Source organism: Comamonas composti DSM 21721, assembly GCF_000429845.1.
Classification (GTDB): Bacteria; Pseudomonadota; Gammaproteobacteria; order Burkholderiales; family Burkholderiaceae_C; genus Comamonas; species Comamonas composti.
In genome coordinates this window covers 161,341-177,763 of record NZ_AUCQ01000012.1, presented here as the reverse complement: position 1 = coordinate 177,763, position 16,423 = coordinate 161,341, and the positions used below count along the sequence as shown (strand labels likewise).

Annotated in this window: 14 protein-coding genes; 9 read left to right on the top strand and 5 right to left on the bottom strand. The window is 63.9% G+C overall.

Features of this window, described 5'->3' with window-relative positions:
- Positions 1-24 precede the first annotated feature (24 nt).
- The gene (locus G486_RS21845; RefSeq protein WP_051303317.1) at positions 25-975 is read left to right on the top strand and encodes an esterase/lipase family protein; all 951 of its coding nucleotides are present in this window, start codon (positions 25-27) and stop codon (positions 973-975) included.
- A gap of 56 nt (positions 976-1,031) precedes the next feature.
- On the opposite strand, the gene phhA is transcribed toward G486_RS21845, so the two are convergent.
- From phhA to hppD, 3 genes are all read right to left on the bottom strand, one after another.
- Positions 1,032-1,922, bottom strand: a complete 891-nt coding sequence (phhA, locus tag G486_RS0108725; protein WP_156919955.1) for a phenylalanine 4-monooxygenase — start codon at positions 1,920-1,922, stop codon at positions 1,032-1,034.
- 73 nt (positions 1,923-1,995) lie between these two features.
- Complete coding sequence (locus tag G486_RS0108720) at positions 1,996-3,069, bottom strand: Bug family tripartite tricarboxylate transporter substrate binding protein (protein WP_084455146.1); 1,074 nt, start codon at positions 3,067-3,069, stop codon at positions 1,996-1,998.
- Positions 3,070-3,196: 127 nt separating this feature from the next.
- A complete protein-coding gene (gene hppD / locus G486_RS0108715; protein WP_027015200.1) occupies positions 3,197-4,315 on the bottom strand; it encodes a 4-hydroxyphenylpyruvate dioxygenase in 1,119 nt (372 codons plus the stop codon).
- Positions 4,316-4,535: 220 nt separating this feature from the next.
- Here hppD and G486_RS0108710 point away from each other — a divergent pair, with 220 nt between their 5' ends.
- From G486_RS0108710 to fabB, 6 genes are all read left to right on the top strand, one after another.
- Positions 4,536-5,018: an Lrp/AsnC family transcriptional regulator gene (locus G486_RS0108710; protein WP_027015199.1), complete on the top strand. Its 483-nt coding sequence runs from the start codon at positions 4,536-4,538 to the stop codon at positions 5,016-5,018.
- A gap of 182 nt (positions 5,019-5,200) precedes the next feature.
- Positions 5,201-5,923: a GNAT family N-acetyltransferase gene (locus tag G486_RS0108705; RefSeq protein WP_027015198.1), complete on the top strand. Its 723-nt coding sequence runs from the start codon at positions 5,201-5,203 to the stop codon at positions 5,921-5,923.
- Positions 5,924-6,021: 98 nt separating this feature from the next.
- Positions 6,022-6,906 (top strand): HlyC/CorC family transporter, encoded by an 885-nt coding sequence (locus G486_RS0108700; RefSeq protein WP_027015197.1) that lies wholly within the window; start codon positions 6,022-6,024, stop codon positions 6,904-6,906.
- Positions 6,907-6,943: 37 nt separating this feature from the next.
- On the top strand, positions 6,944-8,620 hold the full coding sequence (gene lnt / locus G486_RS21840) for an apolipoprotein N-acyltransferase (RefSeq protein ID WP_084455138.1): 1,677 nt from the start codon (positions 6,944-6,946) through the stop codon (positions 8,618-8,620).
- Positions 8,621-8,794: 174 nt separating this feature from the next.
- Positions 8,795-9,319 (top strand): bifunctional 3-hydroxydecanoyl-ACP dehydratase/trans-2-decenoyl-ACP isomerase, encoded by a 525-nt coding sequence (fabA, locus tag G486_RS0108690; RefSeq protein WP_027015196.1) that lies wholly within the window; start codon positions 8,795-8,797, stop codon positions 9,317-9,319.
- Complete coding sequence (gene fabB / locus G486_RS0108685) at positions 9,316-10,539, top strand: beta-ketoacyl-ACP synthase I (protein WP_027015195.1); 1,224 nt, start codon at positions 9,316-9,318, stop codon at positions 10,537-10,539. Before fabA ends, fabB begins: the two co-directional genes overlap by 4 nt.
- Before the next feature lie 65 nt (positions 10,540-10,604).
- On the opposite strand, the gene G486_RS0108680 is transcribed toward fabB, so the two are convergent.
- Both G486_RS0108680 and G486_RS0108675 read right to left on the bottom strand, forming a co-directional pair.
- Positions 10,605-11,696, bottom strand: coding sequence for a TFIIB-type zinc ribbon-containing protein (locus tag G486_RS0108680; RefSeq protein WP_027015194.1), 1,092 nt, complete (start codon positions 11,694-11,696; stop codon positions 10,605-10,607).
- A 66-nt stretch (positions 11,697-11,762) separates the two neighbouring features.
- On the bottom strand, positions 11,763-12,869 hold the full coding sequence (locus G486_RS0108675; RefSeq protein ID WP_027015193.1) for an SPFH and helix-turn-helix domain-containing protein: 1,107 nt from the start codon (positions 12,867-12,869) through the stop codon (positions 11,763-11,765).
- 343 nt (positions 12,870-13,212) lie between these two features.
- Between G486_RS0108675 and glyQ the strand changes: the two genes are divergently transcribed.
- Together glyQ and glyS are read left to right on the top strand one after the other, a co-directional pair.
- Complete coding sequence (glyQ, locus tag G486_RS0108670; RefSeq protein ID WP_027015192.1) at positions 13,213-14,121, top strand: glycine--tRNA ligase subunit alpha; 909 nt, start codon at positions 13,213-13,215, stop codon at positions 14,119-14,121.
- Between the two features lie 32 nt (positions 14,122-14,153).
- Positions 14,154-16,418 carry a glycine--tRNA ligase subunit beta gene (glyS, locus tag G486_RS0108665; protein WP_407059793.1) on the top strand — a complete coding sequence of 755 codons (2,265 nt, stop codon included), beginning with the start codon at positions 14,154-14,156 and terminating at the stop codon, positions 16,416-16,418.
- Positions 16,419-16,423: the final 5 nt, after the last annotated feature.

Sequence of the window (16,423 nt, the reverse complement as noted above, 5' to 3'; positions counted from 1 at the left end):
AGAAAAATCTGGAGGAGGTGGTTCATGAACGCACGCATCTTGCGGGTCTGTCTGCTGTGGACTCTGGTCGGGGCCCTGATCTGGCTGGTCTGGTGCTGGTCTTTCTCCCCTGCGCTCGCGGTGGCGGGCAGTGTGCTGTGGCTTTCCTGGCCAGGGCTTTTGCTGGCCACGCAAATGCTGCTCATGCGATCCGTGGCGCGTGCATCCAGGACGCCTGTGCCGAGCTGGGGCGTGATGCTGGCCGCCTGGTTGAACGAATGGCGGCTGGCCCTGCTGCTGTTCGTCTGGCGCATGCCGTTTCGCAGCCAGGCCGAGGCCGATGGCTGGCCCGATGGGGAGCGCCTTGCGCACGACCAGGTCGGCCTGGTGCTGGTGCATGGCTTCATGTGCAACCGTGCGGCCTGGACGCCCTGGCTGAGGAGGCTCAAGGCCAGGGGCATTGCCTGCGCGGCCGTGACCCTGGAGCCTGCGCAGGGTGCGCATGTGGATGCCATGGTGCCCAGCCTCGATGCCTGCGTGCGCCGCATGGTGCAGGCCACGGGACGGGCGCCGCTGATCGTCACCCACAGCATGGGCGGGCTGGTGGCGCGGGCCTGGCTTGCGGGGCTGGCGCCTGCGCAACGCCGGGAGCTCGCGGCCCATGTGGTGACCCTGGCCACGCCCCACCATGGCCTGTGGCTGGCGCGCTTCGTGAATCGCCTGCCCGGCCTTGACATGCGCGAGGGCGGCGAATGGCTGCAGCGCCTGGGCCCGCCTGCACGGGATGTGGACTTCACCTGCTGGTGGAGCTCCTGCGACAACATCGTCTTTCCCGTGCCCGTGGCAAGCCTTGAAGGCCATGAGCAGCACGGGCTGGCCGATCTTGCACATATGCAGCTGATCTACGATGCCCGCGTCTGGCAGTTTTGCCTGGAGCTCAGGCAAAAGCTTCAGGATCAATCAAAAGATGAGCTGCTAGCACGCTCCAGTTCTTGATTTCAGATGTAAAATATCTTGAAATCGATATGTAGCAAGCGCTTACAGCTCACTTTTTAGCAGATGGCAATCGGTTTGTCCGCAGGCTCCAGCGTATGGGCGGCAACCGTTGGCTGGTTGCGCAGCCGCGCGTAGAGCGGGGCGAAGTCCTGGGTCGTGAAGTCGAACAGTTGCTGCAGGCTGTCGATCACGAAGTAGGTCTGCTGGTAGCTGTCTATCTTGTAGAGCGTGCGCATGGCGCGCTCCAGCGTGAGCGGCAGGCGCAGCGGCTCGGGGTTTTGCACGCAGTGGGCCAGCTCGCCCGAGGAGCTCAGAATGCCTGCACCATAGGCGCGCAGGCCGCCGTCCTCACGCACCAGACCGAACTCTATCGTGTACCAGTACAGGCGCGAGAGCATCTCGCAGGCGTCCAGGCCCGCAGCCCTGAGTCCGCCCTGGCCGTAGGCCTGGATGTAGTCGGCGATCGCCGGGTTGAACAACAGGGGCACATGGCCGAACAGGTCGTGGAAGATGTCGGGCTCGACGATGTACTCGAACTCCCCGGGCGTGCGTATCCAGTCGGTGACCGGGAACTTGCGGTTTGCGAGCAGGGAGAAGAACGGCACTTCGGGAATCAGCCCCGGCACGCCCACGATCTCCCAGCCCGTGGCGCGGTACAGGCGCTCGTTGACTTCGTCGAAGCGCGGAATGCGCTCCTTGGCGCCCAGCCTGGGCAGGGCCTCGATGAAGTGCCGGCTCGCGAGCCCGGGCAGCAGAGCCGACTGGCGCTCGTAGAGGCGCCGGTAGGTGTCGTGGTCGGCCTCGGTATAGGCCGCATAGTCCTGGGCGCAGGTGTAGTCGGCGGCGGCGCGGCTGTAGTCGCCGCGCGGAGGACGGTCGGACTGGCCGTAGACGGCGGGCGCAACGCCGGTTGCGGGCTGCGCGCTGCGGGCATGCTTGCTGGTCATCATCGTCTCCTTGCCGCGCGGCGGAAGGCATGGGTGCCGTGCAGGTCTCGCCGCTCAGATCGTGAACATGTTCTCAGGCCTGGCCCTGCTGGGCGTTGCGCGCCAGTTGGCCGTATTTGCCGTGCTCGGCCTGCACAAAGCGTGCGAACTCCTGGTGCACGACAGGAGGGTGCTGGCCGCCCTGCGTGGCCAGATAGTCCTGCACGGGCTGGCGTTGCAGCGCCCGCGCAAAGCCCTGGGCGAGCTTGTGGGCCTGATCGCCACCCCAGCTCGCGGGGGCGAAGAGGCCGAACCAGGTGGCCGTGTCCAGTCCCGGAATGCTCTCGTTCAGGCAGGGAACGCCGGGCAGCAGCGGGGAGGGCTGGGAGGTGGTCACCGCAATCGCCTGCAGCCGCCCCGCGCGGATATGCGGCAGCGAGGAGGCCAGGTTGTCGAACATCAGATCGGCCGAGCCTTCGAGCAGGGCCGACAGCGCGGGCTGAACCCCGGAAAAAGGCAGGTGCTGCAAGGGCAGGCGCGTGAGCATCTGGTACATCTCGCCGGTCAGATGGCCCAGGCCCCAGGTGCCGCTGGACGCAAAGCGCAAAGGCTTGCGCTGGCGCGCGAGAAAGCGCTGCAGATCCAGTGGAGACTGTATGCGCCACTGCCTGGCCTGGGCGCTGCTCATGACCAGTACGTTCGGCATGTGCGAGAGCAGCAGCAGCGGGTGAAAGTCGCGCAGCGCATCGTAGCTCTGCTGGGGCTGCAGCCAGGGCTTGACCGCAAAGGTGGAGACCGAGCCCAACAGCAGAACCTGGTCCTGGGCGCTGGCACGCGCGACCATGGCCGTGCCCTTGGCGCCGCTCTCTCCGGGGACGTGAAGAATCTTCACCGGCCCCAGCTCCTGGCCCGCCGCCGCGAGCAGCTGGCGCATCAGGCGATCCGCAGGCCCTTCGGGCGCAAACGGAATGATGAGCGTGAGGCCGTGCGTTCCCGGTGCCGCAGTGCTCTGCGCCCCGGCCGGCAGGGCCGCCAGTCCTGCAAACAGGCCGCCAGCCTGGAGCAACTGGCGTCGCGTGGGCTGAGGCCTGGCATCGGACTCCCACAAGGCACGCAAGACACATGAGTGCAGACGCGGTTCGCGGCAAGCGGCGAGGTCGTGGAGCATGGCGGGAGAGGGAAAACCGGAGACTGCTGCAGTATAGGCAGCATCCGGGGCTTGCATGCGATTGGCCCCATGCCTCGATCCGGCTCGCCTGGCCTGTTGGCGACAGCATGTCCTGGCGCAGGACTTCTCAGAGCACGCCCCGGCGCATCTGGTCGAGCTCCATGGTCTCGAACAAAGCCTTGAAGTTGCCTTCGCCAAAGCCGTCGTTGCCCTTGCGCTGAATGAACTCGAAGAAGATCGGGCCGAGCTGGTTTTCGCTGAAGATCTGCAGCAGCAGATCGCCGGGCTTGCCGTCGACCAGGATGTTGCGTGCCATCAGCTCGCTGATGGGCTCCTTCAGGTCGGGAATGCGTTTGGGCAGCAGCTCGTAGTAGGTCTCGCTGGTGGTGAGCAGCTTGATGCCGTTCATTTGCAGCGCATCCACGGTGTCGTAGAGGTTGGTCGAGCCCAGCGCAATGTGCTGGATGCCCTCGCCGTGGTACATGTCCAGATACTCCTGGATCTGGCCGGCCTTGTCATTGCCCTCTTCGTTGATGGGAATGCGTATCTTGCCGCAGGGGCTGGTCATGGCCTTGCTCTTGACGCCCGTGGACTGGCCTTCGATGTCGAAGTAGCGGATCTCGCGAAAGTTGAAGATGCGCTCGTAAAAGCCTGCAAGCTCGCCCAGGCGCCCGCGGTAGACGTTGTGCGTCAGGTGGTCGATATAGGTCAGACCATGGCCCTGCGGGTGCAGCTCGGCACCGGGCAGGGGCTCGAAATCCACGTCAAAGAAGCTGATGTTGCCCAACTCCCCGTCCCTGGCGCCGTTCTTGCCGCGCCATTTGTCTATGAAATAGATCAGCGAATCGCCAATGCCCTTGATGGCCGGAATGCTGAGCTCGCCGGGCGCGGCTTGCTGGTCATAGCCCCAGGCACCCTGGGCGATGGCCCGCTCATGGGCATATTTCGCATCCTGTACGCGAAATGCAATGGCGCAGACGCTGGGGCCATGCAGGCGTGCAAAGCGCTGGGCGAAGCTGTCGGGCTCGGCATTGATGATGAAGTTGATCTCGCCCTGGCGGTACAGGGTGACATTCTTGCGCCTGTGCCTGGCCACGGCCTGAAAGCCCATGCGCTCGAACAGCTGGCCCATGGCGACGGGGTCCGGTGCCGCATATTCGATGAATTCGAAACCGTCGGTTCCCATGGGGTTGTCCCAGGTCTTGAAGTCCTGGGCCGGCGGGGTCTGTGGCAGTGGGGCGTTCATGGGGGATCTCCGTCCTGGTGGGGCAAAACAATGGCAGCCTCGGATGCGGGCTGCAACGCATGTCTGCACTTTAGGGGTGATGCCGATCAGCTTTTTGCGGTTTCCTGGTCTGTGAATATTGAAAATGCATGAAAATTGCCGAGAATGTTGATTTCGTGCAATTTAAATTTCACTCAAGGGTTAACCCTTGAGTTATTTGGCGTTCAAGGAGGCTGCCGTCATGAGTTCCCCGCACACCATAGACAAGCTCGATCGTGCCATCCTGCGTCGCCTGCAGGCCAATGGGCGCGAGACCTATGACGTCATAGGCGAGCAGGTCGGATTGTCGCCCAGTGCGGTGCTCAGGCGCGTCAAGCGCCTGGAGGACAGTGGTGTCATCGACCGCTATGTGGCCCTGATCCAGCCCGAGGCCGTGGGGCTGAGCCTCACGGCCTATCTCAATGTCCGGCTGGAAAAGCACACCGAGACCAGCAAGCGCAATCCCATGGACGTGTTTCGCGCCAGCGTGCAGACCTGGCCCGAGGTGGTGGAATGCGTCTCCCTGACCGGGGAGATGGACTATCTGCTGCGCGTGGTTGTGGCCGACATGCAGCACTACAGCCGCTTCATCATGGACACGCTGCTCAAGCATCCGAGCGTGCAGGACTGCAAGACCAGCTTTGTGATGGACCGGGTCAAGGTAACGACGGCTGTTCCTGTGTAATTTCATGAGCGCCCATGCTCCGGGCCCCTGTGGAATTGTCAGGCAAATGTCTCGGTCTCCAGGTTTACCCGATGGTTGCCACGCCCTGGGGCGCGCAAGCTTTGCGGCAAAGTCACTACAGTTTTGCTGCAGTGCAATAAAAATGATTGCCGGCATTCGGGTTTTTACCTATATTACGAGCCATGAATGTATCCAAAGACTGGTTGAAAACATCCTGGCAGGCTGGCCGGGACATGCTGCGCACCAGCGCAGGCCAGCCACACCGACCGGGCTCATCCTCGGCCATGGTGCCCATACGTTCCCTGGGGGCCTCCCACAGAGAGCGCGTGGTGGAGCATTTGCTCAAGCTCGAAGAATCCGACCGCTATCTGCGCTTTGGCTATGCGGCCAGCGACGAACAGGTGCGCCGCTATGCGATGCAGCTGGACTTCGAGCGCGACGACATTTTTGGCATCTACAACCGCCGGCTGGAGCTGATTGCCATGGCGCATCTGGCCTTCACCGAGCTGCCTGCCTACAAGAACTGCGCCGAGTTCGGGGTTTCCGTTCTCAAGAAGGCGCGCGGCCGGGGCTATGGCGGGCGCTTGTTCGACCGCGCCGTGATCCATGCACGCACCAAGGGTGTGTCCATGATGTTCATTCATGCGCTGTCCGAGAACACGGCCATGCTGCGCATTGCACGCAATGCGGGCGCCTCGATCAAGCGTGACGGCTCGGAGTCCGAGGCCTATCTGCAACTGCCTCCGGCAGGCATAGACACGCACATGAGCTCAATGATGACCGACCATATTGGCGAGGTCGACTACCTGCTCAAGAAGCAGGCCAAGCAGTTCTGGGACTTTCTTTCCGATGTCCAGGAAATCCGTCGTGGCGTGCAGGAAGGGCGGCACCAGTCGGGCGAATAAAAAAGCGGCATCGATTGGATGAGCGCTGGCAAAGGAGAAGTGCTATCCGCTATCCTTGCAGACTTCTTCCACTACCGCACGTCCTGCACCACACGACAGTGTCCGACCCCCATCCTGCGCGCTCTTCCGAGAGGGAAGGCAAACGAAGCTTTCTGCAAAAGGTCGCCGAGTTCATTCATCCGGCTCCAGAGTCTCCTGACGAACTCATAGAAACCCTGGCCGATGCCGAGGACAAACAAGTCATAGGGCCGGAGTCGCGCGTCATGCTGGAGCGCGTGATCCGCATGGCCGACATGACGGCCGGAGATGTCATGGTGGCCGCGCCGCGCATGGATCTGGTCAATATCGATGCGCCGTTCGAAGAGATCCTGCACAAGGTCATCAATACCGCGCACTCGCGCTTCCCGGTGCATCAGGGCGAGCGCGAGAACATCATCGGCATTCTGCTGGCCAAGGATTTGCTCAAGCTCCAGCGTTCGCCAGGCCTCAACATACGTGCCTTGCTGCGTCCTGCGGTGTTTGTGCCCGAGAGCAAGGGGCTCAATGATTTGCTGCGTGAATTCCGTGGCAACCGCAATCACCTGGCCGTGGTCATCGATGAGTTCGGCCGTGTCGCGGGCCTGGTCACGATTGAGGACGTGCTCGAGGAAATCGTGGGCGAGATCGAGGACGAGTTCGACATCACCGACGAGGACGAGGGCGATATCTTTGCGCTGGCCGATGGCAGCTACCGCGTGGCTGGCGACACCAGCATCGAGCATGTGAACGAGACTTTCGAGGTCGAACTCAGACCCAGCGATCCCGAGGAAGAGTTCGACACCATAGGCGGGCTCATCTCCCATGAGACCGGCCATGTGCCCAAGCGCGGCGAGCAGATCGAACTGGCCGGCCTCGTCTTCACCGTATTGCACACCAAGGGCGGTGCCGTGCGCTGGTTCAAGGTGGTGCGTGGCCAGGGCAATGCTCTGGCGAACAACGACTGACGCGCGCAAAACGCCCTGGTTCTTGGTGACTTCTTGCATGTCGGCTGACGCATCTTTTCCGCAGCGGGCTTCGAGCTCATCTTTCCATGCTGCCCTGGTAGGGGCATTGCTGGTGCTGGCCGGGCTGGCCCAGGCCTTGTCCCTGGCCTGGCCCTGGGCGCGTGGCCAGGGCGAGAGCTGGCTGAGTCTGGCTGGCGGCTATGGCAGACCCCTCTGGTGGCTGCAGATCGCTTCGCTGGCCGTGCTCGCCTGGGGACTGCAGACCGCAGGCTCGCCGGGTCGGGCCGCAGTCCGGGCCTGGCTGTTTGCGCTGAGCTGGCTGGTGGGGGCGTTCTGGTGGCTGTTCATCTCCATGCATGTCTATGGCGGCCTGCCTGCGCCGCTGGCCGTGCTGGCCGTATTCGCGCTGGCGGCTTTTCTGGCCAGCTACTACGCGCTCGCAGCCTGGGGCTTTCACAAGCTCCATCCGGGCGCAAGAGGTTTTGCGGCGCTGCTGTTCGCTGCCTTGTGGACGCTGGCCGAGCTGGCACGTGGCTGGCTTTGGACCGGCTTCCCCTGGGGAGCCGGTGGCTATGCACATGTAGAAGGGCCGCTGGCCGTGCTGCCGCGCTGGCTGGGCGTTTACGGCACGGGCTTTGTTGCGGCCGTGCTGGCCTATGTGCTTCCCATGCTGTGGCTGCAGCGCAAAAATCTGAGGCCTGCGGCCTTGGCGGTACTGGTGCTTGTGCTGGGGCTTGCCTGGGCGGGGCTGTGGTGGGTGCGCGAGCAGGCCGTGGGCCCGCAAGATGCCCAGAGGCCGGCCTTGAGCGTGGAGCTGCTGCAAGGAAATATTCCCCAGGACGAAAAGTTCGAGGCGGGCAGCGGCATTCCGCTGGCGCTCAACTGGTATGGGCGTGCGCTCCTCGATGCCAAGGCCCAGTTGGTGGTGGCGCCCGAGACCGCGATTCCTCTGCTGCCTCAGCAATTGCCCGAAGAGTATCTGAGCCTGCTGCGTGAGCGCTATACGCGGGCGGACTCCAGGCAGGCGGCGCTGGTCGGGATTCCGCTGGGCTCGGAGTCCGAGGGCTATACCAACTCCGTGCTGGGCTGGAAACCCCAGGCCCACGCAGAGCAAGCCCCCGGCGATCGTGAAGATTATCGTTACAGCAAGCATCATTTGGTGCCATTTGGTGAATTCATTCCGCCACTGTTCCGCTGGTTCACCGAGATGATGAACATCCCTTTGGGCGATTTCAATCGTGGCTCCCTGACCCAGCCCAGCCTGGCCTGGGCTGGCGAGAGGCTGGCGCCCAACATCTGCTATGAGGATTTGTTCGGTGAGGAGCTGGCTCAGAGCTTTGGCTCGGGCCAGAGCGCGCCCACGGTGCTGGTGAACGTCAGCAACATCGGCTGGTTTGGCAACAGCGTGGCCATTGACCAGCATCTCTCTATCAGCCGCATGCGGGCCCTGGAGTTCGAGCGTCCCATGCTGCGCGCCACCAATACTGGCGCCACGGTCGTCATCGACCATGAGGGGCGTGTGGTGAAGGCGCTCGCACCCTTCGAGCGCGCCGTGCTCCAAGGCCAGGTTCAGGGGCGCGATGGGCTGACGCCGTTCGCCCGCTGGGCCCATGGTTTTGGGCTGCTGCCTTTGTGGCTGGCCTGTCTGGGTCTGGTGGTCGCGGCTTGGCTGAAACGAGGGCGGGGCGCTGCAAAGCAGATGCACAAGGGCTGATCAGAGGCAGGTGCGGCACGCTTTTGTGGCAGAGTTTTGTGCTGCTGCATGGGTTTTGTACTTGTGGTGTGACGCCCAACACCGATAATGCGCGGCTGCATGGTCCTTGGAGGGCCTCAGCTTTTCAGACAGAAATACAGGCGGCGCCCCCGCTGCCGCGGAGCAAGTTAGATAATGGCCGATTCTTTTTCTTATGAGCAACTGATCGCTTCGGGCGAGGGCAAGCTGTTTGGCGCCGAAAGCGGGCGTCTGCCCCTGCCGCCCATGCTGATGTTCGATCGCATCACGCACATCTCCAGCGACGGTGGCGCCCACGGCCTGGGCAAGATCGTGGCCGAGCTCGATGTCAGGCCCGATCTCTGGTTCTTCGACTGCCACTTCCAGGGTGATCCCGTGATGCCGGGCTGCCTGGGGCTGGATGCCATGTGGCAGCTCATCGGCTTTTACCTGACCTGGCTGCGCCTGCCGGGCCGTGGCCGCGCCCTGGGCGCAGGCGAGGTCAAGTTCACGGGCGAGGTCGGCCCGGGTGTCAAACTGGTGACATACGAAATTGATATCAAGCGGGTCATCAAGCGCAAGCTGAACATGGCCATAGGCGATGCCCGTCTGCTGGCCGATGGCAAGGAAATCTATGTGGCCAATGACCTGCGCGTGGGGCTGTTCCTGCGCGAGGGTGAAGGCAAGGGAAGTGCAGCATGACCAAGCGTCGCGTAGTCATCACCGGTGCCGGCATTGTCTCGTGCATAGGCAACGACCTGGCCACGGTGGAGGCCTCGCTGCGTGAGGGCCGTTCGGGCATCAAGCCTTGTGCCGAGTTCGCTGCCCTGGGCATGCGCAGCCAGGTCGCAGGCATTCCCGAGATCGATATCGAATCGCGCATAGATCGCAAGCAGCTGCGCTTCATGGGCGATGCTGCAGCCTATGCCCAGATTGCGCTGGAAGATGCGATTGCCCAGTCGGGGCTCTCGCCCGAGCAGGTCAGCCATGCGCGCACCGGCCTCATCATGGGCTCGGGCGGCGGCTCGCCGGCCAACCAGATCGAGGCGGCCGACACGCTGCGCGAGAAAGGCATTCGCCGCGTAGGCCCGTATCAGGTCACGCGCTGCATGAGCTCCACGGTGTCGGCCTGTCTGGCGACCAACTTCAAGGTCAAGGGCATCAACTACTCCATCACTTCGGCCTGCTCGACCTCGGCCCACTGCATTGGTGCTGCGGCCCAGCAGATTGCCTGGGGCATGCAGGACGTGATGTTCGCGGGCGGCGGCGAAGAGCTCTCCTGGGGCATGGCCTTGCTGTTCGACGGCATGGGCGCCATGTCCAGCAAGTACAACGACCAGCCGCAACAGGCTTCGCGCGCCTATGACGCCAAGCGTGACGGCTTTGTGATCGCGGGCGGCGGCGGGGCCGTGGTGCTGGAGAGCCTGGAGCATGCGCTGGCGCGCGGCGCCCATATCCTGGGCGAGGTCGTGGGCTTTGGTGCGACCAGCGATGGCGAGGACATGGTGGCTCCTTCGGGCGACGGCGCCATTGCCTGCATGAGCCAGGCAATGGATGGCCTGGAACACGGTGTGGACTACATCAATACCCATGGCACGTCGACGCCCGTGGGCGACATGCAGGAAGTGCGCGCCATGCAGACGCTGTTCGGCGACAAGGTGCCGCCGTTTTCGTCGACCAAGTCGCTGACCGGCCACTCGCTGGGGGCGACCGGCGTGCAGGAGGCCATCTACTGCCTGATCATGCTGAACAAGGGCTTCATTGCCGGTTCGGTGAACGTGGAGCAACCCGACGAGGCCCTGGGCGACATGCCCCTGGTGACGCAAACGCGTGATGCCGAGCTCAGGACTGTGCTCTCCAACAGCTTTGGCTTTGGCGGCACGAATGCCTCGCTGGTCCTGAAGCGCTGGGAAGGCCAGTAAACAAGCCCGTGCGCTGATCGGCAGCCTTCATGCAAAAACCGCAGGCCTTTGGGCTCGCGGTTTTTTTATTGCTGCACGAACAAGGGCGCCATGAGGACGATGAGCAGCAGCACGGCGAGCACGGCCAGCGTGATCTTGATCCAGCTGTAAGGCCGCTCGCCCGCGATCTGGCCCGTATAGCCGTTGGCCACGATCTGGTAGGTCTTGCTGCCGTAGGTGTAGCCGACCAGCCAGACGGGTACGAGGATGTGCTTGAAGGTCCGTCCCTGGTATTCGCGCTGCACGCGCAGGTCGCGGTAGGTGTCGCCAGGGATCTGGCGTGCGCACAACGCGCGCAACTGCTCGTCCATGCTCTTGAGGTTGAGCTGGGCCGCGCGGCCCAGATCGACCTGGTAGCGCTCCACGGTCCAGCCGCGCACGAACTCGGGCGTATAGGGCTTGAGATCGCTGGTCGTGGGAAAGGGCTCGATCTGGCGCAGCAGCTCGGCGTGCACGCCCACGGTCGCGGGCACGAGCTCGTCGTCGAAGAAGTGGGCCAGGGAGCCGGACGCGGGCTCCCAGCGCACATGGCGCACTTGCCGGGTCTGGGTGTTGCCGTTGCTGTCGCGGTAGGTCTCGGTGGTGTAGTAGTAGAAGCCGGCATCCGCGCGCCAGTCGGCATCGGCATGGGCATCAAAGGTCCAGTAGGGCAGATAGACGCCGTGCAGGGTGTCGGTCAGTGCCGCGGTCTTGAGCTTGTTGGGCGCAAACCAGCGGCTGCCATACCACTTGCGGATCTTGTCGCGGATCTGGCCGTCGCTGATCTTGAAGGGCAGCAGGCTTTGCGGCGTGATCGCCGCCTGCCCCTGCTCATGCGCGACGATGGCCGGCGAGCCGCAAAAATCGCAGCGCTGGGCTGCGGTCTTGCTGGACAGCACCGAGATCGCGCGGCAGTTCTGGCATTGCACCTCATAGCGCTCTGTGCCCCAGCCCTTGGCCGAGGCCGGATCGCGCAGGGCCTGCTCCAGGTCCAGCTCCTGCACCTGCTGGCCCAGCTGTTCGCGCGTTGGCTCGCTCCATTCGACCAGGGTGCCGCAGTACGGGCATTTGAGCGACTGGGCCTTGGCGTTCCATTCGAGGTTGGCACCGCACTCCGGGCAGGCATGCTTGCCCACCATGGCGGGCGTGGCCGAGGCTGCCTCCCAGGCGCTGGAAGAGGGTTGCGAGGCGGGTGCGTTCACCGCTTATCCGCGCAGAAATTCATCCAGCGCGCTTTGCGCAATGCGCCACTGGCTGCCGATCTGGCGCGCCTTGAGGTTGCCGGCCTGGATCTCGGCCAGCACATCGGCCTCGCTCACGCCCAGCGCCTCGGCGGCCTGGGTCGGGGTGAGGACCTGCAGCGCACCGCCTGCGGCGGCGGGCGCGGCCTGGGCTGCCTGCGCGGCGGCGGGCGAGAACGGATCGGAGGCCGGGCCCTGACCTGCGGGCGCGGCACCGCCCTGCATGCTCTTCATCATTTCCTGGGCCATGCCAAAGCCCATGGCCATGGTGGCGGGCATGGTGGCCGCAGCCGCGCCTTCGCCGCCGTTGGCCATGGCCTGGCCCATCTGGTATTTCACGTAGTCGTTGAGGTTGCCGATGGCCGTCATGCTCGAGCGCTTGTCGATGGCTTCCTCGACCTCGGGCGGCACGGAGACGTTCTCCAGCACGAAGCTGGTGATCTCCAGACCGTACTTGTCGGTCATGGCGGGGTTGATCAGCGGCAGCAGCGCGTCGCCGAGCTCGCCATAGCGCTGGGCCACGTCGAGCACCGGCACCTGGGCGCGCGCCAGGGATTCGGTGAACACGCTGATGATGCGCGAGCGCATGGTGTCGGCGAACTCGTCGATGCGGAAGTTCTGGTCCGTGCCCGCGACTTCCTTGAGGAACTTGGCTGGCTCGACGATGCGAAAGTCGTAGGTGCCGAAGGCGCGCAGGCGCACGGCGCCGAAGTCCTTGTCACGCACCATGACGGGGTTGGAGGTGCCCCATTTGTTGCCCGTGAACAAGCGCGTGTTGATGAAGTACACATCGCACTTGAACGGGGAGTTGAAGCCGTACTTCCAGCCCTTGATCGTGGACAGGATCGGAATGTTCTGCGTGGACAGCGTGTGCTGGCCGGGGCTGAACAGGTCGGCATACTGGCCCGAGGAGACGAACTGCACCTGCTGCGATTCGCGCACGATGAGCTGGGCGCCGTTCTTGATTTCCTTGTCGTCATCGGGCCAGCGATAGGACAGGGTGTCGCGCGAGTCATCGGTCCATTCGATGATCTCTATGAGTTGCTTGGTGATGATGTTCATCAGGTTCATGGCGTGCTCCGGGGGCTTGGGTGATCCACGAGGGTAAGAGGCGATTCTAGAAGCTGGCTGCGGCCTGGATCATGTCGGATCCGCTGGCAGACCGCGGGGATGAATGAAAAGTGAGCTGCTTGCGCTTGTCTGTAGCCATTTTCAATATGAATCATGTCTGAAATCGTCTATTCAAAGGTGGTTGCAGCTCCTTTTTTTGCAGTTGCAGGCTGGCGCGAAAGCAGGCCAAGTCCGGACTGCGGGGCATCTGGACGGGCGGCGAACTAAAATCGCCGTTTGCGCGGCGCGAGCCGCCTGTTATTCACCGCTGCGGTCTGGTGCCGCCGGCAAGTTCAAACACGTCATGCTCACCTTCCAACAAATCATTCTCAAGCTGCAGTCCTACTGGGCGGACCAGGGCTGCGCGCTGCTCCAGCCCTATGACATGGAAGTGGGCGCAGGCACTTCGCACACGGCCACGTTTCTGCGCGCCCTGGGCCCCGAGCCCTGGAAGGCCGCCTATGTGCAGCCCAGCCGCCGCCCCAAGGACGGCCGCTACGGCAACAACCCCAACCGCCTGCAGCACTACTACCAGTACCAGGTGGTGCTCAAGCCCGCACCGGCCAACATTCTTGAGCTCTACCTGGGCTCGCTCGCAGCCCTGGGGTTCGATCTCAAGAAGAACGACATCCGTTTCGTCGAGGACGACTGGGAGAACCCCACGCTGGGCGCCTGGGGCCTGGGCTGGGAGGTCTGGCTCAACGGCATGGAGGTCACGCAGTTCACCTATTTCCAGCAGGTCGGCGGTATCGACTGCAAGCCCGCCACGGGCGAGATCACCTACGGCCTGGAGCGCCTGGCCATGTACCTGCAGGGCGTGGACAACGTCTATGACCTGGTCTGGACCGAGGGCCTGTCCTATGGCGACGTCTATCACCAGAACGAGGTCGAGCAGTCCACCTACAACTTCGAGCATTCGGACGCCGACTTTCTGTTCCAGGCCTTTGGCGCGCATGAAAAGCAGGCCGTGCACCTGATGGGCGAGCAACTGGCACTGCCGGCCTACGAGCAGGTGCTCAAGGCGGCCCACACCTTCAACCTGCTGGATGCGCGCGGCGCCATCAGCGTGACCGAGCGTGCGGCCTATATAGGCCGCATCCGCAACCTGGCGCGTGCCGTGGCCCAGAGCTATTACGAAAGCCGCGAGCGCCTGGGCTTTCCCATGGCCCCGCGCGAGTGGGTCGAGCAGATGCAGCCCAAGACCGCGGCTTAAGTGCTGCGGCCACCGCCTTCATACAAACCTTGATGGCCCCGAGCCTGTGCGCTGCGCCATATCCGGAAATCCCCATGAGTTCCTCCCAGAATCTTCTTGTTGAACTGTTCGTCGAAGAGCTGCCGCCCAAGGCCTTGAAAAAGCTCGGCGATGCCTTTGCCCAGGTGCTGCTGCAGCAGTTGCGCGCCCAGGGCCTGACCTGCGAGGACTCGCAGCTCACGGCCTATGCCTCGCCGCGCCGCCTGGCGGCCCACATCACCGAGGTACTGCCCAAGGCTGCGGACAAGCAGGTCTCGCAAAAGCTCATGCCCGTGAGCGTGGGCCTGGGTGCCGACGGCCAGCCCACGCCGGCCCTGCTCAAGAAGCTGGCGGCCCTGGGCGCCGATGCCTCGGCCGTGGCCGGCCTCAAGCGCGCCGTGGACGGCAAGGCCGAAGCCCTGTTCTACGACAGCACCGTGGCCGGAGCCCTGCTGGCCGACGGCCTGCAAAAAGCCCTGACCGAAGCCATTGCCAAGCTGCCGATTCCCAAGGTCATGACCTACCAGCTGGAAAGCGGCTGCGCCCTGCCGGGCTGGGACAGCGTGCAGTTCGTGCGCCCCGCCCATGGCCTGGTGGTGCTGCACGGCACCCAGGTGCTGGTCAGCGTCAAGGCCCTGGGCCTGAGCGCGGGTGCCGCAACCCATGGTCACCGCTTCGAGGCAGCGGTCGATCCCGTGGTCCTGCGCGATGCCGACAGCTATGCCCAGCAACTGCGCGAAGAAGGCGCGGTGATCGCCAGCTTTGCCGAACGCCGTGCAGAGATCGAACGCCAGCTGCAGCAGGCCGCCGAGCGCGTGGGCGGCGGCGTCAAGCCCATCGAGGACGAGGCCTTGCTCGACGAGGTCACGGCCCTGGTCGAGCGTCCGAATGTGCTGGTTTGCGAATTCGAGAAGGAATTCCTCGACGTGCCCCAGGAATGCCTGATCCTGACCATGAAGGCGAATCAGAAATACTTTCCGCTGCTGGACGCCGAGGGCCGGCTGACCCACCAGTTCCTCGTGGTCAGCAACATCAGCCCCGCCGATGCCTCGGCGGTGACCGGCGGCAACGAGCGCGTGGTGCGCCCGCGCCTGGCCGATGCCAAGTTCTTCTTCGACCAGGATCGCAGGAAGACCCTGGCCTCGCGCGTCGAGGGCCTGGCCAAGGTGGTCTACCACAACAAGCTGGGCACCCAGGGCGAGCGCGTGGAGCGCGTGCGGGCGATTGCCAGGGCAATCGCCGAGCAACTGGGCGGCGCCGAGCTGGTGCAGCAGGCCGATCAGGCCGCGCTGCTGGCCAAGACCGATCTCGTGACCGACATGGTGGGCGAATTCCCCGAGCTGCAAGGCACGATGGGCCGCTACTACGCGCTCAACGACGGGCTGGATACGGCCGTGGCCGACGCCATCGAGGATCATTACAAGCCGCGCTTTGCGGGCGACGAGCTGCCGCGCGGCGCGGCCGGCGTGGTCGTGGCCCTGGCCGACAAGCTGGAAACCCTGGTCGGCATGTTCGGCATCGGCAACCTGCCCACGGGTGACCGCGACCCGTTCGCACTGCGCCGCCACGCACTGGGTGTGATCCGCATGCTGGTCGAGAAAGACCTGCCGCTGGATTTGCAGGTTCTGTTGGAGGATGCTTACCGTCTAATGAATGAGTCTTTAGCTAACGTGGGCTTGCAGGAGCCAGGCAAGCTGGTTAGCAGGTCTTTAGAAAAAGAGGGTGCAGTTAAGGTCACCACATATCGGTTTTTGGATGATCAGACACCCGATTTGCTGTCCGAGTTCATCTATGACCGTTTGGCCGTCAATTTGCGTGAGCAAGGCTTTAGCGTCCAGGAGGTGGAGGCCGTGCTGGCCTTGCGCCCCCAGCGTCTGTCGGACGTGCAAAAGCGCCTCGAAGCCGTGCGCGCCTTTGCGCAACTGGCCGAGGCCCCGGCCCTGGCCGCGGCCAACAAGCGCGTGGGCAACATCCTCAAGAAGGCCGATGCTGAAGTGCAGGCCCGGGTGAGCGAAGCCGTGCTCGCCGAGGCAGCCGAAAAGGACTTGTACGCTGCGCTGCAGGCCGTGGCGCCCAAGGCCCGGCAGCAGTTCGCGGCTGGCGACTATACGGCCAGCCTGCAAACCCTGGCCGCGCTGCGCACGCCCGTGGATGCGTTCTTCGAGCATGTGATGGTGAATGCCGAGGACCCGGCGCTCAAGGCCAACCGCCTGGGCCTGCTGGCCACGCTGCATGAGGCCATGAACCGCGTGGCCGACCTGTCCCGCCTCGCGGCCTGAGTGCC